The organism is Caballeronia sp. LZ024 (assembly GCF_031451455.1).
Lineage (GTDB): Bacteria > Pseudomonadota > Gammaproteobacteria > Burkholderiales > Burkholderiaceae > Caballeronia > Caballeronia telluris.
Window position 1 is genome coordinate 1,278,930 of record NZ_JARUXL010000004.1, and the last position, 23,165, is coordinate 1,302,094.

23 protein-coding genes are annotated in these 23,165 nt (G+C 65.5%); 17 read left to right on the forward strand and 6 right to left on the reverse strand.

From position 1 onward, the window contains the following. Positions 1 to 4: 4 nt before the first annotated feature. The gene (gene gndA / locus QCE48_RS28115; RefSeq protein WP_309781788.1) at positions 5 to 1,411 is read right to left on the reverse strand and encodes an NADP-dependent phosphogluconate dehydrogenase; all 1,407 of its coding nucleotides are present in this window, start codon (positions 1,409 to 1,411) and stop codon (positions 5 to 7) included. A gap of 332 nt (positions 1,412 to 1,743) precedes the next feature. Here gndA and QCE48_RS28120 point away from each other — a divergent pair, with 332 nt between their 5' ends. From QCE48_RS28120 to QCE48_RS28195, 16 genes are all read left to right on the forward strand, one after another. Next, entirely contained in the window at positions 1,744 to 2,085 is a 342-nt protein-coding gene (locus QCE48_RS28120; protein WP_087633255.1) for a hypothetical protein, read from the forward strand. Between the two features lie 24 nt (positions 2,086 to 2,109). Continuing rightward, a complete protein-coding gene (panE, locus tag QCE48_RS28125; RefSeq protein ID WP_309781791.1) occupies positions 2,110 to 3,039 on the forward strand; it encodes a 2-dehydropantoate 2-reductase in 930 nt (309 codons plus the stop codon). Between the two features lie 80 nt (positions 3,040 to 3,119). After that, complete coding sequence (locus tag QCE48_RS28130; RefSeq protein WP_309781793.1) at positions 3,120 to 3,677, forward strand: chromate transporter; 558 nt, start codon at positions 3,120 to 3,122, stop codon at positions 3,675 to 3,677. After that, the gene (locus tag QCE48_RS28135) at positions 3,674 to 4,201 is read left to right on the forward strand and encodes a chromate transporter (RefSeq protein ID WP_309781797.1); all 528 of its coding nucleotides are present in this window, start codon (positions 3,674 to 3,676) and stop codon (positions 4,199 to 4,201) included. The genes QCE48_RS28130 and QCE48_RS28135 overlap by 4 nt, the downstream gene beginning before the upstream one ends. A 184-nt stretch (positions 4,202 to 4,385) precedes the next feature. Further along, on the forward strand, positions 4,386 to 4,835 hold the full coding sequence (locus tag QCE48_RS28140; protein WP_309781798.1) for a DUF2844 domain-containing protein: 450 nt from the start codon (positions 4,386 to 4,388) through the stop codon (positions 4,833 to 4,835). Continuing rightward, on the forward strand, positions 4,832 to 6,724 hold the full coding sequence (locus QCE48_RS28145) for a DUF3443 family protein (protein WP_309781800.1): 1,893 nt from the start codon (positions 4,832 to 4,834) through the stop codon (positions 6,722 to 6,724). Before QCE48_RS28140 ends, QCE48_RS28145 begins: the two co-directional genes overlap by 4 nt. 97 nt (positions 6,725 to 6,821) lie before the next feature. Then, positions 6,822 to 7,154, forward strand: coding sequence for a thioredoxin family protein (locus tag QCE48_RS28150; RefSeq protein WP_309783735.1), 333 nt, complete (start codon positions 6,822 to 6,824; stop codon positions 7,152 to 7,154). A 104-nt stretch (positions 7,155 to 7,258) separates the two neighbouring features. Then, a complete protein-coding gene (locus QCE48_RS28155) occupies positions 7,259 to 7,963 on the forward strand; it encodes a FadR/GntR family transcriptional regulator (RefSeq protein WP_309781802.1) in 705 nt (234 codons plus the stop codon). Positions 7,964 to 7,987: 24 nt separating this feature from the next. Beyond that, entirely contained in the window at positions 7,988 to 8,884 is an 897-nt protein-coding gene (ltnD, locus tag QCE48_RS28160) for an L-threonate dehydrogenase (RefSeq protein ID WP_309781804.1), read from the forward strand. Further along, positions 8,881 to 10,164, forward strand: a complete 1,284-nt coding sequence (gene otnK, locus QCE48_RS28165) for a 3-oxo-tetronate kinase (protein WP_309781806.1) — start codon at positions 8,881 to 8,883, stop codon at positions 10,162 to 10,164. The genes ltnD and otnK overlap by 4 nt, the downstream gene beginning before the upstream one ends. A 2-nt stretch (positions 10,165 to 10,166) precedes the next feature. Then, positions 10,167 to 10,808, forward strand: a complete 642-nt coding sequence (locus QCE48_RS28170; RefSeq protein WP_309781807.1) for an aldolase — start codon at positions 10,167 to 10,169, stop codon at positions 10,806 to 10,808. 38 nt (positions 10,809 to 10,846) lie between these two features. After that, positions 10,847 to 12,184, forward strand: coding sequence for an MFS transporter (locus QCE48_RS28175; protein WP_309781809.1), 1,338 nt, complete (start codon positions 10,847 to 10,849; stop codon positions 12,182 to 12,184). A gap of 28 nt (positions 12,185 to 12,212) precedes the next feature. Beyond that, positions 12,213 to 13,010, forward strand: a complete 798-nt coding sequence (gene otnI / locus QCE48_RS28180; protein ID WP_309781810.1) for a 2-oxo-tetronate isomerase — start codon at positions 12,213 to 12,215, stop codon at positions 13,008 to 13,010. A 7-nt stretch (positions 13,011 to 13,017) separates the two neighbouring features. Further along, entirely contained in the window at positions 13,018 to 13,977 is a 960-nt protein-coding gene (gene denD, locus QCE48_RS28185) for a D-erythronate dehydrogenase (RefSeq protein ID WP_309781811.1), read from the forward strand. Between the two features lie 225 nt (positions 13,978 to 14,202). Then, a complete protein-coding gene (locus QCE48_RS28190) occupies positions 14,203 to 15,282 on the forward strand; it encodes a DedA family protein/thiosulfate sulfurtransferase GlpE (protein WP_309783737.1) in 1,080 nt (359 codons plus the stop codon). An 89-nt stretch (positions 15,283 to 15,371) separates the two neighbouring features. Further along, positions 15,372 to 17,102 carry an FAD-dependent oxidoreductase gene (locus QCE48_RS28195; protein WP_309783738.1) on the forward strand — a complete coding sequence of 577 codons (1,731 nt, stop codon included), beginning with the start codon at positions 15,372 to 15,374 and terminating at the stop codon, positions 17,100 to 17,102. On the opposite strand, the gene QCE48_RS28200 is transcribed toward QCE48_RS28195, so the two are convergent. Genes QCE48_RS28200 through QCE48_RS28215 form a run of 4 tightly spaced genes read right to left on the reverse strand, consistent with a single transcriptional unit; the run spans position 17,103 to position 19,855 of the window. Then, positions 17,103 to 17,498 carry a VOC family protein gene (locus QCE48_RS28200; RefSeq protein ID WP_309781813.1) on the reverse strand — a complete coding sequence of 132 codons (396 nt, stop codon included), beginning with the start codon at positions 17,496 to 17,498 and terminating at the stop codon, positions 17,103 to 17,105. It abuts the gene before it with no gap. 39 nt (positions 17,499 to 17,537) lie between these two features. Continuing rightward, positions 17,538 to 17,927, reverse strand: a complete 390-nt coding sequence (locus QCE48_RS28205) for a 4-oxalocrotonate tautomerase family protein (RefSeq protein WP_309781814.1) — start codon at positions 17,925 to 17,927, stop codon at positions 17,538 to 17,540. A 51-nt stretch (positions 17,928 to 17,978) separates the two neighbouring features. Continuing rightward, a complete protein-coding gene (locus QCE48_RS28210; RefSeq protein ID WP_309781815.1) occupies positions 17,979 to 18,395 on the reverse strand; it encodes a MarR family transcriptional regulator in 417 nt (138 codons plus the stop codon). A 35-nt stretch (positions 18,396 to 18,430) separates the two neighbouring features. After that, positions 18,431 to 19,855 carry a PLP-dependent aminotransferase family protein gene (locus QCE48_RS28215; RefSeq protein WP_309783740.1) on the reverse strand — a complete coding sequence of 475 codons (1,425 nt, stop codon included), beginning with the start codon at positions 19,853 to 19,855 and terminating at the stop codon, positions 18,431 to 18,433. Positions 19,856 to 20,000: 145 nt separating this feature from the next. Here QCE48_RS28215 and QCE48_RS28220 point away from each other — a divergent pair, with 145 nt between their 5' ends. Next, positions 20,001 to 20,315 carry a DUF2917 domain-containing protein gene (locus QCE48_RS28220; protein ID WP_309781816.1) on the forward strand — a complete coding sequence of 105 codons (315 nt, stop codon included), beginning with the start codon at positions 20,001 to 20,003 and terminating at the stop codon, positions 20,313 to 20,315. 88 nt (positions 20,316 to 20,403) lie between these two features. Here the strand turns inward: QCE48_RS28220 and acnA are convergent, their stop codons facing one another. Continuing rightward, positions 20,404 to 23,121 carry an aconitate hydratase AcnA gene (acnA, locus tag QCE48_RS28225; RefSeq protein WP_309781817.1) on the reverse strand — a complete coding sequence of 906 codons (2,718 nt, stop codon included), beginning with the start codon at positions 23,119 to 23,121 and terminating at the stop codon, positions 20,404 to 20,406. Positions 23,122 to 23,165 lie beyond the last annotated feature (44 nt).

Here is a 23,165-nt window from a genome sequence, read left to right on the forward strand (position 1 = left end):
CGAATCACGACCAGTCGGCGTGGAAACTTCCCGCTTTGTCGACGCGCTCGAACGTATGCGCGCCGAAGAAATCACGCTGCGCCTGCACCAGATTCGCGGGCAGCCGCTCCGAGCGATACGCATCGAAATAAGCCACCGCCGACGAGAACGCCGGCACCGGCACGCCCGCCTTGATCGCGGCGGTCACCACGTCGCGCAGCGCGTCCTGGTACTTCGCGGCGATGTCCGCGAAATACGGATCGAGCAGCAGGTTCGCGATGGCTTCGTCCTTCGTGTAGGCGTCGGTGATCTTCTGCAAAAAGCGCGCGCGGATGATGCAGCCCGCGCGGAAGATCTTCGCGATCTCGCCGTAATGCAAATTCCACTTGTATTCGTCCGATGCCGCGCGCAACTGCGCGAACCCTTGTGCATACGAAACGATCTTGCTCAGATAAAGCGCGCGCCGCACCGATTCGATGAACGCGTCGCGGTCGCCGTCGAACTTCGGCGACGGTCCGCTCAACTGTTTGCTCGCCTTGACGCGCTGATCCTTCAGCGACGACAGCACGCGTGCAAACACCGCTTCGGTGATGAGCGGCAGCGGCGCGCCGAGGTCGAGCGCGTTTTGGCTCGTCCATTTGCCGGTGCCCTTTTGCGCCGCGCGATCGAGGATCACATCGACGAGATCCTTGCCCGTTTCCTCGTCCTTCTTCGCGAAGATCTTCGACGTGATCTTAATCAGGTAACTATCCAGTTCGCCTTCGTTCCACTCGGTGTAGACCTTGCCCAGTTCCTCGTTCGACAGCCCCGCGACGCGCTTCATGACGTCGTAGCTTTCGGCGATCAACTGCATGTCGCCGTATTCGATGCCGTTGTGGACCATCTTCACGAAGTGGCCCGCGCCGTCCGGTCCCATGTACGCGACGCACGGCTCGCCGTCCGGCGCCTTCGCGGCGATTTCGGTGAGGATCGGCGCGACCAGATCGTAGGCTTCGCGCTGGCCGCCCGGCATGATCGACGGGCCTTTCAGCGCGCCTTCCTCGCCGCCCGACACGCCCGTGCCGATGAAATGCAGCCCCGACTTCGCGAGGTCCTGGTTGCGGCGGATGGTGTCGGTGAAATGCGTGTTGCCGCCGTCGATCAGGATGTCGCCTTTTTGCAGCAGCGGGCGCAGCGCGTCGATGGTGGCGTCGGTGCCGGCGCCTGCTTTCACCATCAGCAGAATGCGGCGCGGCGTTTCCAGCGACTCGACGAATTCTTCCAGCGTGTAGGCCGGCACGAGCTTCTTGTCGGGATGCTCGGCGATCAGTTCGTCGGTTTTCTCGCGGCTGCGGTTGTACACCGAGACCGCGTGCCCGCGGCTTTCGATGTTCAGCGCCAGGTTGCGTCCCATGACGGCGAGACCCACTACGCCGATTGCTTGCTTGCTCATGCTTTCTCTCCGGATGACCGGCGCGCTGGCTGCTCGTGACGGACAGCGCGCGGGATGATGTTGTCGGGTTGTGTCGATTGGGCGGCGCTCGCGGCTTTCTCACGCATCGCATCCTGCGTTGCTTTCGGCGGGCGGCGGAGCGCGCCGGGCGTTGCGGTGCGATGCTCGGGCGCGTCACGGTGCCGCGCGAGCGCAGACGGACCCGAGATTACCACTTCGGCACGCGTCTGGCTGGGACGCCGCGCCGTCCGGACGGCCGTGCGCGCCGATCCGGCGTGCGCCGCGCGGCCGGTCTAGAATGAACGCCCGTTGCCCGTGCCCTTGAACCGCGCATGACGCTTGCCCGAAAGCCGCGCCGCCATCATTACTTCGTCTACGTGATCGAATTGTCCGATTCCGTCTGGAACGAAGCGCGCTTTCGCCGGGCGAATCCGGACTACCGGCTGGGCAAGCCGTTCGTCTACGTCGGCATGACGGGCATCGACCCGGACGTGCGCTTCGACAAGCACAAGGCCGGCATCCAGTCGAATCGCTACGTGCGGGATTTCGGGCTGCGGCTCCTGCCGCATCTGTACGACGTCTACAACCCGATGCCTTACGACGGCGCGCGCGAGATGGAAGTCGAACTGGCGATCGGTCTGCGGGAAGCCGGGTACGGCGTCTGGCAGGCGTAAACACATAGAACACAGGAGCGGGACATGCGGATTCTGGTGGTGGGCGCGGGGGCGATCGGCGGCTATTTCGGCGGGCGGCTGCTCGACGCGGGCAGGGACGTGACCTTCCTCGTGCGCGAGCGACGCGCCGAGCGGCTCAGGCAGTGCGGCCTCAAGCTGAGGAGCCCGCACGGCGATCTGGCGCTGGAATGCCCGCCGACGATCCTCGCGAAGGACGTCGCCGAGCCTTTCGATCTCGTGCTGCTGAGTTGCAAGGCCTACGACCTGGACGGCGCGATCGAGTCGTTCGCGGGCGCGGTCGGCCCGGACACGGTCGTGTTGCCGCTTCTGAACGGCATGCGCCATCTCGACGTGCTCGAAACGCGCTTCGGCGCGGATCGCGTGGTGGGCGGCCAGTGCGTGATCGCCGCGACGCTCGACGCCGAGGGCGAAATCGTCCATCTGAACCAGCTGCATTCGATGACGATCGGCGAGCGCGCGGGCGGACGTTCCGAGCGCATCGAACGGATCGCCGCCGAGTTCGGCGGCGCCGGCTTCGACCTGCAAGTGAGCGACGACATCCTCCAGTCGATGTGGGAAAAGTGGGTGTTCCTCGCGACGCTCGCGGCGGGCACGTGCCTGATGCGCGCGCCGATCGGCGATATTCTCGCGGCGCCAGGCGGCGAGGCGCTGCTGCTCGGTCTCTTCGACGAATGTAGCGCGGTCGCGGCCGATCAAAACCACCGTCCGGGCGAGCAAACCGCTGCGCGCGCACGCGCGATGTTCACGGAGCGCGGCTCGCTCCTGACGGCGTCCATGCTGCGCGACCTCGAGAACAACGCGGCGATCGAGGCGGATCATATCGTCGGCGACCTGCTGGCGCGGCGCACGACGAAGCACGACGGGGCGTCGGTGCTGGCGGTCGCCTACGCGCATCTGAAGGCGTATGAAGCGCGGCGCGCGCGCGCCGGCTGAAACCGCGGGTTGCGGCGCGCCGTCTGGAAAGTGCAAGGGTTACGCGTTACGCTGGCGGCTTTTCCCCAGACCGTCTGCCCATGCCGCCCGATCCGACGCCGCACGCGCCCGTTCCCACCGTCGCACAGATCTTCACCGGCTTCCTCACGCTCGGCCTGACCGCGTTCGGCGGCGCCTTGCCGCTCGCGCGCCGCGAGATCGTCGAGCGCCGCAAGTGGCTCGCGCCCGACGAGTTCACCGAACTCCTCGGCCTCTGCCAGTTCCTGCCGGGCGGCAACGTGATCAACCTGTCGGTTGCGATCGGCATGCGCTTTCGCGGCGTGCCGGGCGCGCTCGCGGGGCTGCTCGGGCTGATCGTCGGACCGTCGCTGATCGTGATCGCGCTCGGCGTCGTGTATCAGCGCACGCATGAGGACCCGCGCGTTGCGCATCTCTTTGCCGGACTGGCCGCCGCGGCCGCCGGACTGCTGGTCGCGATGGCGGTGAAGATCGCGTGGCCGTTGCGCAAGAAGCCCGAGATGGCGCTGATCGCCGCGCTGGCGTTCGTCGCCATCGCGCTGCTGCGCTTCCCGCTCCTGCCGACGATGCTTGTCCTCACGCCGGTTTCCGTCCTCGTCGCGCGGAAGGTGCGCCGATGAACCACGTTCTCGTTTCGCTCGCCGCGATCTTCAGCCAGCTTTCGCTGCTCGCGTTCGGCGGCGGCAATTCGATCCTGCCGGAGATGCAGCGACAGGTCGTCGACGTGCATCAGTGGATGTCGAAGGCCGATTTTTCGGCACTCTTCGCGCTCGCGCAGGCGGCGCCCGGGCCGAACATGATGGTCGTCACGCTGATCGGCTGGCACGTTGCGGGCTGGCCGGGCGTGATCGTGACGTCGATCGCGAAGTTCGGGCCGTCGTCGCTCGTGACGATCGCCGCGATGCACGCGTGGGAGCGCTTCAAGGACCGGCCGTGGCGGCGCTACATCCAGTCCGGGCTCGTGCCGATGACGGCGGGGCTCGTCGCGGCGAGCGCGGCGCTGATCGCGGAGGCGTCCGATACGACGTGGATGCTCGGCGCGATCACGGCGGCCGTCGCGGTGCTGTCTTACCGGACGAAGATCCATCCGCTGTGGCTGCTGGCGGCGGGAAGTCTCGTCGGATTGACGGGGTTCGGGCAGTGAACGCTTTGCGGATAAGACTAGTCTGATTTTGGGGCGGCGCGCGGGCAACGTCGCCTCCGTCCTGCCTTCAGGGCCCGCGCGGACGGCGATCCGCCTCGACTCGCGAAGGGGCGTGTCGACAGATTGTTAAGCTATCCCAAAAAAAGCTGTGCGAGTATGGCGCCCCAGTTTCCGGAGGCCCAGCATGAGAATCGTCCATGCCGCACTACTGAGCGTCGCGCTACTGCCCGCTCTTGCACACGCCACGCTCGGACAGGCGCCGAGCCTGCCCACCGCGCCGCGCCTGGCGACCCGCTCGCTCGATGCGTCCAGCACCCCCACCAGCAGCTACACCGTCCGCGAATCGACGACGACTTACGGACTGACCGTTCGCGAGTACGTCCTGCCGTCGAATGTCGTCTTCGCCGTGACGTGGAGCGGTCCGGTGCGGCCCGACATGCGCGAGTTGCTGGGCAGCTATTTTTCGAATTTCGCGACGCGATCGGACGCAGGGCATTCGCTCGGCACGGCGTCGCGCTTCGAGCGAAGCGGCGCGCTGGTGTTGCAGTCGTCGGGGCACGCCGGCGATGTTTCCGGAAGGGCCTATGTGCCGCGGCTCGTCCCGGCCAGCGTCGACGCGGGAGCGCTGCAATGAACAACGATTTGAAGATCGGAGCGCGGGCGTTCGGCGGCCTGCGTTCGCGGAGCGCGTGGCTGGCTGCGGCGGTGATGTGCAGCAGCCTGGTGTTGTCGGCGTGCGGCGGGGGCGGAGGCGGAAGCGATGCGGACACGGCGGCGAAGCCCGACGCGGCTGCATCGAGCGCCGGTGCAAACGGCGACGCGGCCACCAAGCCCAACGGTGCCACCACGAGCGGACTGGCAAATGGAACTTCCAGCGGGACATCGACGGGGAACTCGTCAGGCGGCGCGAACCCGAACGGCGCTACGTCGACGGTGACTAATGGCGCCGCGAACGGCAGCGGCAGCGCATTGGCCGGCGTCGTCCCAACGGGCGGCACGGGCACGTCGAGTGGCACGGGCACGCCAACTGGCACGGGTACGCCGAGTGGGACGGGCACGTCGAGCGGCACGGGCACGTCGAGCGGCACGGGTATGCCGAGTGGCACGGGCACGTCGAGCGGCACGGGTACGCCGAGTGGCACGGGCACGTCGAGCGGCACGGGCACGTCGAATGGCACGGGCACGTCGAGCGGCACGGGCACGCCGAGTGTCACGGGCACGCCGAATGGCACGGGCACGCCGAGTGGTACGGGCACGTCGAGTGGCACGGGCACGTCGAGTGGTACGGGCACGTCGAGTGGTACGGGCACGTCGAGTGGTACGGGCACGCCGAGCGGCACCGGCACGTCGAGCGTCACGGGCACGTCGAGTGGCACGGGCACGATCGGCGGCACAACCACACCCACCCTCACCCCCACCGATTCGAACACCGTTCCCGTCGTCGTAAAGAATTCCGCCGGCGAGTACCCGAACTTCCCGCAGGTCAGCGTGACGCTGTGCCCGCCGGGCGCGACGGGCTCGTCCCAGTGCGTGACGATCGACAAGATGCTGCTCGACACCGGCTCCTACGGCGTGCGCGTCGTGGCCTCCGCGCTCGGTTCGGCGCTCACGCAGAGTCTGCCCGCGCAAACGGGCGCAGTCGGCGATTCGACCTCGACCGCGCCCATCGCCGAATGCACGCTCTTCGCATCGGGCTACACGTGGGGCGCGATCAAGCTCGCCGACGTGAAGATCGGCGACAAGAAGGCCGCGAACCTGCCGATCCAGGTCATTGGCGACGGCGGGTTTGCCACGCCGTCGGACTGCTCGTCGCGAGGCGGCCAGGACCTGAATTCGGTGGCGAACCTTGGGGCGAACGGCATCCTCGGCGTGGGGCCGTTGCCGCAGGACTACCCTTCCGCCGCCACGCAGGTGTTGCCGGCAACCTATTACATGTGTCCGACGTCGTCGGGATGCGTGAGTGCCAGCGTGCCGCTCGGCAAGCAGGTGACGAACCCGGTGTCCGTATTCGCCACCGACAACAACGGCATCGTCGTCCAGTTGCCAGCGGTCGACGCTGGCGGCGCACCGACCGTGACGGGCCAGCTCATCTTCGGCGTCGGCACGCGAACAAACAATACGCTCGCGTCCGGAGCGAACATTGCGCCGCTTTCTGCCAATGCCCGGCTGACGACGACTTACGGCACGACGCGCTATACGAACAGCTTTATCGACACCGGTTCGAACGGCATTTTCTTCCCTGATTCAACGATCGCCCAGTCCAACTCGTGGTACGCGCCCGGGGCACCTTTGGCACTCAGCGCGGGGATTTCGTCGACGGGCAGCACGACGATTCCCGTGTCGTTCTCTGTCGGCAATGCGCTTACGTTGTTGTCGAGCGGCAATGCGGCGTTAGGCAATATCGCTGCCTATTCGTCTGGCGTCTTCGCCTGGGGCTTGCCATTCTTCTACGGCCGCAGCGTGTTCATGGTGATGAAAGGCTCGACCGCCAATGCGCAGCCGGGCCCGTTCATCGCCTTTTAGCACGCCTTGACGCCCGTTCGCCGGCCCAGCCGGTGAGCGGGCAGGATTTCTGCTGTAATGGCCGGCAATACCCGATCGAAGGATATTCGACATGGCTATGACCACTCACTACGCAGCCGCCGAACCGCCGCGCGCCGACATCGACGACCTCGCTGGCCCGACCGTCGTCGAATTCGGCACCGGCTGGTGCGGTTTCTGCCGCGCGGCGCAACCGCTGATCGCGCAGGCGTTCCACGATCATCCCGACGTGCGCCATCTCAAAATCGAGGACGGCAGCGGCCGCCCGCTCGGCCGCTCGTTCCGGGTCAAACTCTGGCCGACACTCGTCTTCATGCTCGACGGTAAGGAAGTCGCGCGCCTCGTGCGTCCGGGCGATGCGTCCGAAATCCGCGACGCGCTCGCGCTCATCGACGAACCGCTCTCCCACTGACCGACACCACGCTACGTCGAAAGGCGTAAGGGTTATCTCGGATACGCCGCCGAAGACTCAAACTTGTATGATGACCCGATCACCTAACAAACGGCGCGCATCGCATGTTCGAGAAAATCCCGGCGCGGGCGCTGAGCGACACGGTCGCGCAGCAACTGCAAAAGCAGATCGAAAAAGGCAGTTTTGCCAAAAGCGGCAAGCTGCCGACCGAAGCCGTGCTCGCGCAGGAGTTCGGCGTGAGCCGAACCGTGATCCGCGAGGCTATTTCGCGCCTGAAGAACGAAGGCATGGTCGAGCCGCGCCAGGGCAGCGGCGTGTTCGTCGTGGAGCGCGTCGGCATCCGGCCGCTGCGCATCGACTACGCGCAGGCCGTCGAGCCGGGCTCCGTCGTGCAGATTCTGGCGCTGCGGCGTGCCATCGAGGCGGAAGTGGCGTCGGAAGCCGCGATGCGCCGCACCGACGCGCAAATGGCCGCCATCGACGCCGCGCTCGCGAAGATCGAAGCGGCCGTCGCGGACGGCGAGGACGGCGTCGCGGAAGACGTCGCGTTTCATCGCGCGATCGCCAACGCCACGGGCAACCCGTACTTCCTGAAAACGCTCACCTTCCTGAACCAGTACCTGGAAGCCGGCACGATCGTCACGCGCAAGAACGAAGCGCTGCGCGAGGATTTCTCGCGGCAGGTCAAGGAAGAGCACGCGGCCATCGCCGCCGCGATCCGCGCAGGCGATCCGATGGCGGCGCGCAATGCCGCCCAGACGCATCTCTACAACGCCGCTCGCCGCCTGGCCGAGGCCGGCATCCGCTAACGCTCGATCCACAAGAGAAACGACATGTCCAGAAATGTAGGAGTCATCGGCCTGGGCGCAATGGGCCTGGGCGTCGCGCGCTCGCTGTTGCGCGCCGGCTTCGCGGTCCACGCGTGCGACGTCCGCGCGCAGGTGCTCGAAGCGTTCGCGGCCGAAGGCGGCATCGCGTGCGCGACGCCCGCCGAACTCGGCGGCAAGTGCGACGTGGTCGTGACCGTCGTCGTCAACGCGGCGCAGACGGAGACCGTGCTGTTCGGCGACTCGGGCGCGGTGTCGTCGATGAAACCGGGCGGCGTGATTCTCGCCTGCGCGACGGTGTCGCCGGCTTTCGCGATCGACCTCGGCAAACGCGTCGAAGCCGCCGGCCTGCACCTGCTCGACGCGCCGCTGTCCGGCGGCGCGGCGCGCGCGGCGTCGGGCGAGATGACGATGATGACGTCCGGCCCGGCCGCCGCCTACGCCGCGTGCGAGGACGTGCTCGACGCCATCGCGGGCAAGGTCTACCGCCTCGGCGACGCGCACGGCGCGGGCTCGAAGGTGAAGATCATCAACCAGCTGCTCGCGGGCGTGCACATCGCGGCCGCCGCCGAAGCGATGGCGCTCGGCCTGCGCGAAGGCGTCGATCCGGACGCGCTCTACGACGTCATCACGCACAGCGCGGGCAACTCGTGGATGTTCGAGAACCGCGTGCCGCACATCCTCGCGGGCGACTACACGCCGCTTTCCGCCGTCGATATCTTCGTGAAGGACCTGGGTCTCGTGCTCGATACCGCGCGCACGTCGAAATTCCCGCTGCCGCTGTCGGCGGCGGCGCACCAGATGTTCATGATGGCGTCGACGGCCGGCCACGGCGGCGAGGACGATTCCGCCGTCATCAAGATTTTCCCGGGCATCGTCGTTCCGACGGGAGACAAACAATGACGAAGGCGCTCTTGGGCTGTATCGCCGACGATTTCACCGGCGCCACCGATCTCGCCAACATGCTCGTGCGCGGCGGGATGCGCACGGTGCAGACGATCGGCGTGCCTTCTGGCGCGGCGGCCACCGGAATCGAAGCCGACGCGCTCGTCGTCGCGTTGAAATCGCGCACGACTGCCGCGGATGAAGCGGTCGCGCAATCGCTCGAAGCGCTCGAATGGCTGCGCGCGCAGGGCTGCACGCAGTTTCTCTTCAAATACTGCTCGACCTTCGATTCTACCGAGAAGGGCAACATCGGCCCGGTCGCGGACGCGCTGCTCGACGCGCTGAACGACGATTTCACGATCGCCTGTCCGGCGTTCCCGGAAAACGGCCGCACGATTTTTCGCGGCAACCTGTTCGTCGGCGACGTGCTGCTGAACGAGTCGGGCATGGAAAACCATCCGCTCACGCCGATGACCGATCCGAACCTCGTGCGCGTCTTGCAGCGTCAGACGAAGTCGAAAGTCGGGCTGATCCGCTACGACACGATCGCCAAGGGCGCCGGCGCGGTGCGGGAAAAGATCGCGGCGCTGCGCGCGGAAGGCGTGCGACTCGCCATCGCGGACGCCGTGTCCGACGCCGATCTCTACGTGCTCGGCGAAGCGTGCTCGGACCTGAAGCTCATCACCGGCGGTTCGGGCATCGCGCTCGGCTTGCCGAAGAACTTCGGCCAGCTCGCCGACGCCGCGCACGCGAGCGACCTGCCGAAGATCGAAGGCAAGTCGGTCGTGCTGGCGGGCAGCGCATCGAAGGCGACCAACGCGCAGGTCGCGGAGTGGCTCGCGTCGAAGCCGGGTTTTCGCGTCGAGCCGATGGCGCTTTCGCGCGGCGAGCCCGTCGTCGATCAGGCAATTGCTTTTGCGAAGCAGCATGGCGACGAGCCCGTGCTGATCTACGCGACCTCTTCGCCCGACGAAGTGAAGGCGGTGCAAAAGGAACTGGGCGTCGAAAAGGCGGGGCATCTGGTCGAAGCGGCGCTCGCGTCGATTGCGCGCGGTTTGCGCGAAGCGGGCTACGCCAAGTTCGTCGTCGCGGGCGGCGAGACGTCGGGCGCGGTCGTGCAGGCGCTCGATGTCCGCTCGCTGCGCATCGGACCGCAAATCGACCCGGGCGTGCCGGCGACGCAATCCATCGGCGCAAGCAAGCAGGAAGCGCCGCTCGCGCTGGCGCTGAAGTCGGGCAATTTCGGCACCGTCGACTTTTTCGCGAAGGCGCTGAAGGCGCTCGACGGAGGCGCGTGACGATGTCGATGAACGAAAACCGCATCCGCGAGGAAATCTGCGTGACCGGCGCGAGCCTGTATCAGCGCGGCTATACGGTCGGCAGCGCGGGCAACATCAGCGCGCGCCTCGACGACGGCTGGCTCATCACCCCGACCGACGTCTGCCTCGGCCGCCTCGATCCCGCCGAGATCGCCAAGGTCGATCAGGCGGGCAATCACGTGTCGGGCGCGCGGCCGTCGAAGACGCTGGCGCTGCATCGGCGTATCTACGAGAACAACGGGGAGGCGCGCGGCGTCGTCCATACGCATTCGACGCATCTCGTCGCGCTGACGCTCGCGGGCGTCTGGCGCGACAGCGACGTACTGCCGCCGATCACGCCGTATTACGTGATGAAGGTCGGCCACGTGCCGCTCATCCGCTACCGCAAGCCGGGCGATCCGGCCGTCGCGGAAGAAGTGGCGGCGCTCGCATCGAAGGTGCGCGGCGTCTTGCTGGAACGGCTCGGGCCGGTTGTCTGGGAGCGATCGGTGTCGCAAGCGTCCTACGCGCTCGAAGAGCTGGAAGAAACCGCGCGGCTGTGGCTCACGTCCACGCCGCGCCCCGAGCCGCTCGAAGAAGCGGCCATCGAAGATCTGCGCGCCACTTTCAACGCGCGCTGGTAAGTCACGCGTCACGATTTTCTTTCCTGGAGACACACCCGATGAGCCTTGACCAAGCGCTGCCGCGAGGCACGCGCGCGACCGACGTTGCGCTGCCCGACGCCGAAGAAACCAAACGCACTTACTCGAAAGTGTTCTGGCGCATCGTGCCGTTCCTGATGCTGTGCTACGTGGTCGCCTATCTGGATCGCGTGAACGTCGGCTTTGCGAAGCTGCAGATGTCGCAGGATCTCGCGTTCAGCGAAACGGTGTTCGGTCTCGGCGCCGGCATCTTCTTCCTCGGCTATTTCCTGTTCGAATTGCCGAGCAACATGCTGATGCACAAGATCGGCGCGCGTATCTGGATCGCGCGGATCATGATCACGTGGGGCCTGCTCTCGGCCGCGTTCGTGTTCGTCCAGACGCCGACGCAGTTCTACGTGCTGCGCTTTCTGCTCGGGCTTGCCGAAGCGGGCTTTTATCCGGGCGTGATTCTCTATCTCACGTACTGGTTTCCGTCGCATCGGCGCGCGAAGATCGTCGCGGTGTTCATGTCGGCGATTCCGGTGTCGGGCATTTTCGGCAATCCGCTCTCGGGCTGGATCATGCAGTCGTTCGCGGGCCACAAGGGTTTCGCCGGCTGGCAGTGGATGTTCCTGATCGAAGCGGTTCCGGCCGTGCTCGTCGGCATCGCGACGATCCTCTATCTCGATAACAACATCCGCAGCGCGAAATGGCTGACGGAGCGCGAAAAGCGCCTGCTCGAAGACGAAATCGCCGCGCAGCCGCAACACGCCGACGAAGGCAAGAAGCACTCGCTCGCCGCCGTTTTCGCCGACAAGCGCATGTGGTGGATGTCGCTGATCTATTTTGCGTTCGTGACCGGCCAGTACGGCCTGACCTTCTGGATGCCGACCTTCATCAAGTCGACGGGCGTCTCGGGCGCATTCAACATCGGCTTGCTCTCCGCGATTCCGTTTCTCGTCGCGATCGTGGTGATGAACGTGCTCGGCCACAGCGCCGACAAGCATCGCGAGCGCCGCTGGCATCTGATCGTGCCGGCGCTGGCGGCGGCGGTCGGCTTTTCGATCGCGGCTTCGTTCGCGGGCAACACGGTGGTGTCGATCGTCGCGCTGTCGCTGGCGGCGGCGGGCGTGCTGACTTGCGCGCCGCTCTTCTGGTCGCTGCCGACGGCGTTCATGTCGGGCGCGGCCGCCGCCGCCGGCATCGCGATCATCAACTCGATCGGCAATCTGGCCGGTTTCGCGAGCCCGTACATGATCGGCTACCTGAAGGACCTGACGCACAGCACCGCTACCGGCATGTACGTGCTCGCGGGTATGCTGGTGATCGGCGCGATCGCCGTTTTCCTGACGCCCGCGAAGCTGGTGAATCGCTGAGCGCAGCCCAACCCAACCAGGAGATGCAATGCCCCGCTTCGCCGCCAATCTCACGATGATGTACAACGAGCACGCGTTCCTCGACCGTTTCGCCGCCGCGGCGAAAGACGGCTTCAAGGGCGTCGAGTTCCTGTTTCCCTACGAATTCCCCGCCGCCGACATCAAGGCGCGTCTCGACGAACACGGCCTCACGCAGGCGCTGTTCAACGCCCCGCCCGGCGACTGGGCGGCGGGCGAGCGCGGGATCGCGTCGCTGCCGGGCCGCGAGGACGAGTTCCGCGCGAGCGTCGAAAAGGGACTCGAATACGCCGCCGTGCTCGGCAACCAGAAGCTGCACGTCATGGCCGGCCTCATCGCGCCGGAGCAATCGCGCGAACAGCATCGCGCGGTCTATCTGCAGAATCTGGAATTCGCCGCGAAGGCGGCACAGTCGGCGGGAATCGGCGTCGTGATCGAGCCGATCAACACGCGCGACATTCCGGGCTTTTTCCTGAATCGCCAGGACGACGCGCAGTCGATCTGCGACGAAGTCGGCGCGCCGAATCTGCAGGTGCAGTTCGACCTGTATCACTGCCAGATCGTCGAGGGCGATCTCGCGGTGAAGCTGAAGCGCGACATGAAGCGGCCGAACGCGGGCATCGGCCATATCCAGGTGGCGGGCGTGCCGGAGCGGCACGAGCCGGACATCGGCGAGGTGAACTACCCGTACCTGTTCGACCTGATCGACTCGCTCGGCTACGACGGCTGGATCGGCTGCGAATACCGTCCGCGCGCCGGCACCTCCGAAGGCCTCGGCTGGGCCAAACCGTATCTCCAAAATACCTGACACGATCATGAAAATCCTGATTACCGGCGGCGCCGGCTTCCTCGGACAGCGTCTTGCGCGCCGTCTTCTCGAACGCGGCGAACTGAACGGCACGCCGATCACGGAACTCGTGCTGCTCGACGTGGTGCGTCCCGCCGATTTCGGCGACAAGCGCGTGCGCGCCGAAACCGGCGACATCGCGGATCGCGCCGTGCTCGAACGCGCCATCGACACCGATACGCAAGCCATCTTCCACCTCGCCGCGATCGTGAGCGGCCAGGCGGAAGCCGATTTCGAACTCGGTATGCGCATCAATCTGGACGCGTCGCGGCTGCTGCTGGAAGTGTGCCGCGCGCGCGGCCACGCGCCGCGCGTGCTCTTCACGAGCTCGGTCGCGGTCTACGGCGGCACGCTGCCCGAGGTCGTTCAAGACGACACCGCGCTCAATCCGCAATCGTCGTATGGAACGCAAAAGGCGATCGCTGAACTGCTGTTGTCGGACTACTCGCGGCGCGGGTTCGTCGATGGCCGCGTGCTGCGCCTGCCGACGATCAGCGTGCGGCCGGGCAAGCCGAACGCGGCGGCGTCGTCGTTTGCAAGCGGGATCATCCGCGAGCCGCTGAACGGCGAGCGCGCCGTCTGCCCGGTCGACGGCAAGACGCGTCTGTGGCTCTTGTCGCCGAAAAGCGCGATCGAAATACTGATCGCGGGCCTCGAAATCGATCGCGCGGCGCTCGGCAACCGGCCGGTCGTGAATATGCCGGGGCTGTCGGTGAGCGTCGACGAGATGGTCGCCGCGCTGCACGAAGTCGCGGGCGACGAAGCGGTCGCGCGCATCGACTGGCAGCCGGAGGAGCGCATCGAGAAGATCGTCGGAAGCTGGCCGGGCGCGTGGGACACCGCGCGCGCGACGCAACTCGGCCTGCAAGGCGACAAGAATTTCGCGGACGTGATCCGCGCTTATATCGCCGACGAACGTCCTCAGTAAGCTCTCACTCCACACGGCGCCGCGGCCCGCGCGGCGCCTATCCCCCCATCCGGGCGGGCGACCGTTTTATTAATCCGCGCTACACTCATCTCTTTAATGTGACGAAGCTGGCTCGGAGCCAGTCTGCATCGGCGCGTGAGGTCGATTCGCGCTTTCGCACATATCCCAAATAGTTCCTTTCGTCATCCTTGGCAGACGCCATTTCGCGTGCGGGAGACTTCCATGCTGCTGCATGACCTCGTCGATCGGTTCGGCCCGGCGATCGTCTTCGTCAACGTAATGGGCGCGGCGCTCGGGCTGCCCGTGCCCGCGATGCCGACGCTGATCGTCGTCGGCGCGTCCGTCGAGGTGATGTCGCTGCGTGGCGGCGGCGTGATGCTGCCGTTGCTCGGCATGCTGGCGCTCGCGGTGGCGGGCGGCGTGCTCGGCGATCTCGTCTGGTTCCAGGGCGGCCGGCGCTACGGCGACCGCACGCTCAAGACGATCTGCAAGCTTTCGCTGTCGCGCGATACCTGCGTCAAGAAGACCGAGCGCTTCTTCGGCCGTTGGGGCGTGCGCGTGCTGCTCGTCGCGAAGTTCATTCCGGGGCTCTCGCTCGTCTCCGTGCCGCTCGCGGGCGCGATGGGCGTGCGTCTGCGCAGTTTCATCGCGCACGACGGCGCCGGCATCGCGCTCTGGGCGGCGGTCGGGCTCGCACTCGGCGTCGCGTTCGCGGCGGAACTCGAAATGCTGTTCGCGCTGATCGCGCGGCTCGGCCGGCAGGCGATCATGGTCGTCGCGATTGCGCTCGCGGCTTATATCGCGTACCGCTGGTGGCGTCGGCGCGCGCTGATGGCGACGCTGGAGGCGGCGCGCCTGTCCGTCGACGAGCTCTATGCGCTGATGAACGACCGGCCGCTGCCGACCATTTTCGATATCCGTTCGCGCGAAAAGCGCATGCTCGATCCGTTCGTGATCCCCGGCTCGGTTTTCGCCGACGAGCGCGAATTGCAGAAGATCATCGCCGAATACGATCCGGCGCAGAAGATCGTCATCTATTGCTCGTGCCCGAACGAAGTCTCGGCGGCGTGGATGGCAAAGACGCTGCGCAACGCGGGTTTCCGCGACGTCGTGCCGCTCACCGGCGGACTCGACGCCTGGCGCCTCGCCGGCTTCGAAGTCTCGCGGCTGACCGAATTCGGCGAAGACCCGGTGATGACCGACGAAGTCGGCGAAATGGCCGCGATGTGCCCGTGGCCCGTGAAGTCGGCGGGCGGTTCCGCGTCCTTGCAAGAAGCTGGTTTTCCACATGGAGATCACGCATGAGTACAGGTATGGGCGAGCCGTCGACACCGTTTCAACCCGGCGTAATGGCGTGGAGCCCGCGCGCCACGACGCAGGAAGATCCGAACGTGATGCCGACTGGCGTCGGCTCCGCGCCCGCCGCGAGCGGGGGCGAAGACGCGCCGTTCTCGCCGCTGCAGACGCGCGCGCACCAGATGTTTCCGATGCTCACCGACGTCGAAGTGGAGCGCATGCGCCGCTTCGGTAAGGTCGAGCGCTGGCGGGCCGGCGACACGATGTTCCGCATGGGCGACGTCGGGCGCGGCATGGTGGTCGTGCTGTCGGGGCGCGTGCGAATCAACCGGCGCGATGCGCTCGGCAACGTGCACCTCATCATCGACCAGACGCCGGGCCATTTTCTCGCGGAGATCGCGCAACTGTCGGGCAAGCCGTGTCTCGTCGACGGCTACGCGCTCGAAGACGTCGAAGGCATCGTGATTCCGCCGGAGCGGCTGCGGGCGCTGATCGTCGCGGAAGCGGAACTCGGCGAGCGCATCATGCGCGCGCTGATCCTGCGGCGCGTCGGGCTGATCGAAAAGGGCAGCGGGCCGGTGCTGCTCGGCAAGTCCGACGATGGCAAGCTCGTCGCGCTGCAAGGATTCCTGCGCCGCAACGGCTATCCGCATACGGTGATCGACGCCTGCGCCGATCCCGACGCGATTGCGCTGCTCGAACGCATTTCGGCGTCGAAGGCGGATTTTCCGCTGGTGATCTGCCCCGACGGCACGGTGTTGCGTTCGCCCGACGAAAACCAGGTCGCGACGCAACTCGGCTGGTTGCCCGAATTCGACGAGGCGCATATCTACGATGTCGCGGTCGTCGGCGCGGGGCCGGCGGGACTGGCGACGGCGGTGTACGCGGCGTCGGAAGGGCTCTCGGTCGCGGTATTCGACTGCCGCGCGCCGGGCGGACAGGCGGGCGCCAGTTCACGCATCGAAAATTATCTCGGCTTTCCGACCGGCATCTCCGGACAGGCGCTCGCGGGGCGCGCATTCGTGCAGGCGCAGAAGTTCGGCGCGCACATCGCGATTCCGTGCGAAATCAAGGCGCTGCATTGCGACCGCTCGCCGATGCAGGTCGAGCTCGCAAGCGGGACGGTCGTCTCGACGCGCACGGTGGTGATCGCGAGCGGCGCGGCGTACCGGCGGCCCGCCATCGACGGGCTCGAACGCTTCGAAGGGCGCGGCACGTATTACTGGGCGTCGCCCGTGGAGGCGAAGCTCTGCAAGGACGCGGAAGTGGTGCTCGTCGGCGGCGGCAATTCGGCGGGGCAGGCGGCGGTGTATCTCGCGTCGCATTGCGTGCACGTGCACATCCTGATTCGCAACCGGGGACTGGCGGCGAGCATGTCGCGCTATCTCGTCGACCGCATTGCGTCGCTGCCGAACGTGACGGTGCATACGCGCACGGAAATCTCGTCGCTCGACGGCGACGAACGCGGACTCACGACGGTCAATTGCAAGAGCGCCGAGGGGCCGGTCACGTTTGCGGCGCGGCATCTCTTTCTCTTCACCGGCGCCGATCCGAATACCTCGTGGCTCGGCGGCTGTAATGTGAGCGTCGACGACAAGGGTTTCGTGCTGACCGGGCCGGAAGCGCACGAAGGGCAGGCGCCGGGCGCGCCGGGACTGGAGACGAGCGTGCCGGGCGTCTTCGCCATCGGCGACGTGCGATCGGCATCGACGAAACGCGTCGCGGCCGCGGTCGGTGAAGGCGCGGCGGTGGTCGCGCAGATTCACGGGTTGCTGGCGGTTCAGCAGGAGCTTGCGGTCGAAGCGGGGTGCAGCGCGCGGCGCGGTTAGTTATGTGCGCGCGTGGCAGACGGCTTCCAAGCGATTGCCCGCCGGGTCGATCAGAAAGGCGGCGTAGTAGTGCGGATGGTAGGCGGCGCGCAGACCGGGCGCGCCGTCGGAGCTGCCGCCGTGAGCGAGGCCGGCTTGATGAAACGCGTCGACCTGCGCGCGCGATGCCGCCTTGAAGCACCAATGCCGCCGGTTTTCGCCGATGGCGGCGGAGTCTTGATACACGGCCAGATAAGTTGAAGCGGGATTGTCTGAGTCGCAGCGTTCACCATAGCCCAGCGCGCTTTCGCGGTCGTACACCTTCGCCGCGCCGAGCGCGTGCATGATCGCATCGTAGAACGGGCGCGCGGTATCGAGATCGGTTACGCCGATTGAAACGTGGTCGAGAAGATGCATGGTCTTGGCTGCGTCGTCGTAGCTGCCGATTATCGCGCTTCAATGGTGATAGCGATATTCCTGCGTATAGCCGCCGTAGCCATACGATGCGGCTTTGACGTCCTGCACGTAGATGTAGCTCTCCTCATGCAGATTGCCCAGGATGCGCTCGAAGCCTTCAAACGCTTCCTTGATATAGCGTGCCTTTTCGTCCTTGGTATTCGTTTCGTCGGTGATCTTGATGTCGAAGTAGAAGCTGTTCTTGTTCTGCTCGCTCAACAGCTTTCCGCCGACGACCCAACTGTCGCGATCCAGGAAGTCGATCGCGATGGCCGTGACTTCGCGCCTCTTCCCGAGTATGCGCGTGGTGAGATCGAGTAGCAGATCCGAGATTTCGCGCGTCAGTTCGGGTGTTTTCTTCGCGCTGACTTTCACATTGAGAATAGGCATGACATGCTCCTTGGCAATGTAGTTAGCTATGCAACTATATGAGTAAAAAAATCAGTCGATCAGCGAGCGGATATTTTTCAACTTCGACACCGAGTCCTCGAAATGGGACGCGCCAAGCTTTTTTCTCAGGCGTTTGGTGACTTCGGCGCTTGCCGCATTCAGGCCATCCTTCATCGATTCGCCGAGCGCTGTGGGATGAATGGCGGATTCGCGGCCGTCACGATCCGTCGACCAGCGTTCGATCAACGCGAGCTTCTGCAAGCCATCGAGCGAGCGCGTCGCGGTCGGGCGCGAAATGGCGAGCCCCGCCGCGAGTTCGCTTTGCAGCAATCCCGGTTTATCCAGAATCGCGCGCAGCATGAAGCCTTGCGACGGCGTCAAGCCGAACGGCTTGAACGCCTTCGTCCACTCGCGTTCAAGGACGCGAGCCAGCGCGGTGGTGTTGAAGTACAGGCATTGATCGAACATGAAGTCAGCTTAGTGCAAAGTGATTTGCTATGCAACTAGTTTCGATCGGCTCTTCGCGAACCTCTTTCCCCCATGTGCCCGAAGAACCGCACGGCGCGTGCGTCGCCGGTATGCGCCGAATTGATCCGCACCCACGCGCACGTCTCGCCGTTCGGACGATAGTAGTTGCCCGGCGCAAGCGTCACGCCGAACTTCAGCGCCTCGTCGACGAGCACTGTCGAATCTTCGATTCCCGGCACCTTCGCCCAAACGAAATTGCCGCCACTCGGTTCGTCGAACACGTCCCAGCCGCACGCCTCCAGTTGCTGCACGGCGCCGGATAGCGCGTCGCGCACGCGCCGGCGCAGGCGTTCGAGATACTTGCGATACGTCCCGCGCTCCAGCAGATGCGCCGCCACCGCTTCGCTGAAGCGCGTGCCGCCGAGGCTCGTCAGCACTTTCACGTCGACGAGATTCTTGACCAGCTCCGCGCTCGCCGCGAGATAGCCGATCCGAAGCGACGACGACAGCGTCTTCGACAATCCGCCGATGTAAATCACGCGATCCAGCTGATCGAGCGATGCGAGGCGCTGTGTGGGCACGGACTGGAAGTCGGCGTAGATGTCGTCCTCGACGATCGAAAAGCCGTATTGCTGCGCGAGTTGTAGCAGCTTGAACGCGACTTGCGGCGCGACATTCGTCGCGGTCGGGTTCTGGAAGACTGTGTTGATGAAGAAGAGCTTCGGCTGATGGAACTTGAGCAGTTCCTCGGCCGCATCGACGTCGGGCCCGGTCGCGAGCCGCGGCACGCCGACGAGCCGCACGCCTTGCAGCTTCAGCAGGCCGAACAGGTTGTAATAGCCCGGGTCCTCGACGAACACGGTATCGCCCGCCTTCAGCATGTAGCGCACGACGAGATCGAGCGCCTGGCTCGCGCCGCTCGTGATCATGACGTTCTTCAGATCGGCGTCGATGCCGAGCAGATGCAGCCGCATCTGCACCTGATGTCGCAGATTCGCGTCGCCGTAGGGCATCGCGTAGTCGATCACGCTCGTCACGTCCATGCGCGACGCGTGGCGCACCGCCTGCGTAATGCCGTCGACGTCGCGCCAGGACTCGGGAATGAAGCCGCTGGAAAGCTTCAGCGTCTCGCCGGGATAGTTGAACTGCTGCAGGATCTGATTCGATTCCTCTTCGGCGAGTCGCGGATCGCAGCGGCCGTTTCCGCGCTCCGCTTCCTCGACATGCCCCGCGACGTAAAACCCGGAGCCGTGTTTCGGCTGGATCAGTCCGCGCGACGCGAGCCGGTCATACGCTTCGATCACCGGAAAGCGGCTGATCTTCTGGTCGGCGGCGAGCTGGCGAATCGACGGCAGCTTCGCGCCCGCGAGCATGCGGCGCGAGCGGATTTGCGTTTCGATCTGGTTCACGAGCTGATCGGTCAGCGGAACGCCCGTCTGCGCGTCGATTTCAAATTTCATCATGATTGCCGCCCGCAAGTGTTCGCTTCGATCGACTGAACAGTTCGGCCAAACTGTTCGGTACTGTGCATTCCCTCGATTCGAACGCATCTCAATAATGTCGTCAAGCGTTCCGTTTCGCGACGCGCTTTTCAGGAGCAGCAAAATGCGTGAAATCCGGATATACGAACTCGACCGGCGCGACGTGCCGACTGGCTGGTTCATCGACCGTCCTCAAACGCTGAAGGTGACGCACGGCCAACTGTGGGTCACGGTCGAAGGCGAAGCCGACGACCTCTGGCTGCATGCAGGCGAATCGATCGAATTGCAGCCGTACTCGACGATCTGGGTCAGCGCGTCGGAAGAGGGCGGCCGCTTTTCGATGGCGTCGGTGTCCGCGCCGCGCCGGGCCTGGCTCGAACGCGCGATCGCGTGGTTGGCGCGCCGGCCGCAGTCGGGCGCACGCGTGATGGCGTCCTGAGGCAAAGCAGGCGAAAAAAAACCCGGCGCGAGGCCGGGTCCAATGTTCCCGCGCTCATCGAGCGCGGTCACCTGCAAAGCTCAGTCGATCACGCTGCCAGCAGCGAGCGCAGCACGAACGGCAGAATCCCGCCGTGCTTGTAGTAATCGACTTCGATCGGCGTATCGATACGCAGCAGCACGGCCACGCGCTGCTCGCTGCCGTCCTTGCGGCGGATCACGAGCGTCACTTCCTGCTGCGGCTTGATGTCGTCCGTCAGACCTTCGATGTCGAAGGTTTCGTCGCCGGTGATATTGAGCGTCTGCACGCTGTCCGTGCCCTTGAACTGCAGCGGCAACACGCCCATGCCGACGAGGTTCGAGCGGTGAATCCGCTCGAAGCTGCGCGCGACGACGGCCTTCACGCCGAGCAGTTGCGTGCCCTTCGCGGCCCAGTCGCGCGACGATCCCGTGCCGTATTCCTCGCCCGCGAACACGACGGTCGGCGTGCCTTCGTCGATGTATTTCATCGCGGCATCGTAGATCGACAGTTGTTCGCCGCTCGGCTGATGGATCGTCAGGCCGCCTTCGACGCGCGTGCCGTCGGCTTTCGGCGGAATCATCAGGTTCTTGATGCGCACGTTCGCGAACGTGCCGCGCATCATCACGTCGTGATTGCCGCGACGCGAGCCGTAGCTGTTGAAGTCCGCCTTCTGCACGCCATTCGCCTTCAGCCACACGCCTGCCGGCGAGCTTTCCTTGATCGAACCGGCCGGGCTGATGTGGTCGGTCGTGACCGAGTCGCCGAAGATGCCGAGCGGACGCGCGTTCTTCACGGCCGGGATGCTGTCGGCCGGCGTCATCGAGAAGTCCTTGCCGAAGAACGGGGGCTCTGCGATGTACGTCGACTTCGGCCAGTCATAGACCTGACCCGATTCGCCCGCGATCTTGCTCCACAGGTCGCCTTCTTTGGTGAGTTGCGCGTAGTTCTTGCGGAACGCGTCGGCGTCGAGCGCGAACTTGAGCAGCGCGTGCACTTCGTCGCTGGTCGGCCAGATGTCGCCGAGGTAGATGTCGCGGCCGTCCCGGCCCTTGCCGACCGGCTCGGTCATCAGGTCGCGCGTGATGTTGCCCGCGATCGCATACGCGACGACGAGCGGCGGCGACGCCAAAAAGTTCGCCCGGATGTTCGGGTGAATGCGCGCCTCGAAGTTGCGGTTGCCCGACAGCACGGCGGCCGCGACGATGTCGTTCTTCGTGATGGCGTCGTTCAGTTCCGGCGTCAGGTCGCCCGCGTTGCCGATGCAGGTCGTGCAGCCGTAGGCGGCGAGCGTGAAGCCGAGCTGGTCGAGGTAGGTCAGGAGGCCCGTCTTCGTCAGGTATTCGGTCACGATGCGCGATCCGGGCGCCAGCGACGTCTTGATGTGCGGCGCGACGGTCAGGCCGGCTTCGACCGCCTTCTTCGCCAGCAGGCCGGCCGCGAGCAGCACGCTCGGGTTCGACGTGTTCGTGCACGACGTGATCGCGGCGATCAGCACGTCGCCGTTCTTCACGTTCACGCCGTTGGTCGTCGTGTATTGCGCGTCGAGGTCGGCGGGCTTCTTCGCAAAGCCGTTTTCGCCGACGGGCTTCGAGAACAGGTCCGTGAAGGTGCTCTTCACGTTGCCGATTTCGATGCGGTCCTGCGGGCGCTTCGGGCCTGCCAGCGACGGCGCGACGGTCGCGAGGTCGAGCGTGAGCGTCTTCGTAAAGTCGATTTCGCCAGCCTTCGGAATGCCGAACAGGTTCTGCGCCTTGAAGTAGTTTTCGAAGGCCGAGATTTCCGCGTCGGTGCGGCCCGTGCCCTTGAAGTAGTCGATGGTCTTTTCGTCGACGGGGAAGAAGCCCATCGTCGCGCCGTATTCCGGCGCCATGTTGCCGATGGTCGCGCGGTCCGGCAACGAGAGCGACGCCGTGCCTTCGCCGAAGAACTCGACGAACTTGCCGACGACCTTTTCCTTGCGCAGCATTTCGGTGACCGTCAAGACGAGGTCGGTGGCCGTCACGCCTTCGCGCAGCTTGCCCTTCAGCTCGACGCCCACGACGTCCGGCGTCAGGAAGTACACCGGCTGGCCGAGCATGCCCGCTTCCGCCTCGATGCCGCCCACGCCCCAGCCGACCACGCCGATGCCGTTGATCATCGTCGTGTGGCTGTCGGTGCCGACGAGCGTGTCCGGGTAGTACACGGAGTCGCCGTTCTCCGACTTCTTGTGCACGCCGCGCGCGAGGTATTCCAGGTTCACCTGGTGCACGATGCCGACGCCCGGCGGCACGACCTTGAACGTGTCGAATGCTTGCATGCCCCACTTCATGAACTGGTAGCGCTCGTTGTTGCGCTGGAATTCCAGTTTCATGTTCAGGTCGAGCGCGTTCGGCTCGCGGAAGTGGTCGATCTGCACCGAGTGGTCGACCACCAGATCGACCGGCACGAGCGGCTCGATCGCCTTCGGGTCCTTGCCCGCGCGCTTGGCGACGCCACGCATCGCGGCGATGTCAGCGAGCAGCGGCACGCCGGTGAAATCTTGCAGCACGACGCGCGCGACGACGAACGGGATTTCGTCGGTACGGGCGGCGTTCGGCTTCCAGTTCGCGAGTTGCTGAATGTGCTCTTCCGAGATCTTCTTGCCGTCGAAGTTGCGCAGCACCGATTCCAGCACGATGCGAATCGACACTGGCAGGCGTTCGATCTTGACGTTCAGCTCTTTTCCGAGCTGCGGCAGCGAGTAGAACTTGCCTTTGCCGGCACCGCTGTCGAATTCCTTAAGCGTTTTGTGGAGATTGTGGGCCATGATTTTTTCCGTGGGAATTAAACGGGAGCTACCTTCGATGCAAC

Bases quoted from the DNA above. Each gene is read 5' to 3' on its own strand.
- gndA (WP_309781788.1), bottom strand. From the start codon at position 1,411: ATGAGCAAGCAAGCAATCGGCGTAGTGGGTCTCGCCGTCATGGGACGC.
- QCE48_RS28120 (WP_087633255.1), top strand. From the start codon at position 1,744: ATGACGCTTGCCCGAAAGCCGCGCCGCCATCATTACTTCGTCTACGTG.
- panE (WP_309781791.1), top strand. From the start codon at position 2,110: ATGCGGATTCTGGTGGTGGGCGCGGGGGCGATCGGCGGCTATTTCGGC.
- QCE48_RS28130 (WP_309781793.1), top strand. From the start codon at position 3,120: ATGCCGCCCGATCCGACGCCGCACGCGCCCGTTCCCACCGTCGCACAG.
- QCE48_RS28135 (WP_309781797.1), top strand. From the start codon at position 3,674: ATGAACCACGTTCTCGTTTCGCTCGCCGCGATCTTCAGCCAGCTTTCG.
- QCE48_RS28140 (WP_309781798.1), top strand. From the start codon at position 4,386: ATGAGAATCGTCCATGCCGCACTACTGAGCGTCGCGCTACTGCCCGCT.
- QCE48_RS28145 (WP_309781800.1), top strand. From the start codon at position 4,832: ATGAACAACGATTTGAAGATCGGAGCGCGGGCGTTCGGCGGCCTGCGT.
- QCE48_RS28150 (WP_309783735.1), top strand. From the start codon at position 6,822: ATGACCACTCACTACGCAGCCGCCGAACCGCCGCGCGCCGACATCGAC.
- QCE48_RS28155 (WP_309781802.1), top strand. From the start codon at position 7,259: ATGTTCGAGAAAATCCCGGCGCGGGCGCTGAGCGACACGGTCGCGCAG.
- ltnD (WP_309781804.1), top strand. From the start codon at position 7,988: ATGTCCAGAAATGTAGGAGTCATCGGCCTGGGCGCAATGGGCCTGGGC.
- otnK (WP_309781806.1), top strand. From the start codon at position 8,881: ATGACGAAGGCGCTCTTGGGCTGTATCGCCGACGATTTCACCGGCGCC.
- QCE48_RS28170 (WP_309781807.1), top strand. From the start codon at position 10,167: ATGTCGATGAACGAAAACCGCATCCGCGAGGAAATCTGCGTGACCGGC.
- QCE48_RS28175 (WP_309781809.1), top strand. From the start codon at position 10,847: ATGAGCCTTGACCAAGCGCTGCCGCGAGGCACGCGCGCGACCGACGTT.
- otnI (WP_309781810.1), top strand. From the start codon at position 12,213: ATGCCCCGCTTCGCCGCCAATCTCACGATGATGTACAACGAGCACGCG.
- denD (WP_309781811.1), top strand. From the start codon at position 13,018: ATGAAAATCCTGATTACCGGCGGCGCCGGCTTCCTCGGACAGCGTCTT.
- QCE48_RS28195 (WP_309783738.1), top strand. From the start codon at position 15,372: ATGCCGACTGGCGTCGGCTCCGCGCCCGCCGCGAGCGGGGGCGAAGAC.
- QCE48_RS28200 (WP_309781813.1), bottom strand. From the start codon at position 17,498: ATGCATCTTCTCGACCACGTTTCAATCGGCGTAACCGATCTCGATACC.
- QCE48_RS28205 (WP_309781814.1), bottom strand. From the start codon at position 17,927: ATGCCTATTCTCAATGTGAAAGTCAGCGCGAAGAAAACACCCGAACTG.
- QCE48_RS28210 (WP_309781815.1), bottom strand. From the start codon at position 18,395: ATGTTCGATCAATGCCTGTACTTCAACACCACCGCGCTGGCTCGCGTC.
- QCE48_RS28215 (WP_309783740.1), bottom strand. From the start codon at position 19,855: ATGAAATTTGAAATCGACGCGCAGACGGGCGTTCCGCTGACCGATCAG.
- QCE48_RS28220 (WP_309781816.1), top strand. From the start codon at position 20,001: ATGCGTGAAATCCGGATATACGAACTCGACCGGCGCGACGTGCCGACT.
- acnA (WP_309781817.1), bottom strand. From the start codon at position 23,121: ATGGCCCACAATCTCCACAAAACGCTTAAGGAATTCGACAGCGGTGCC.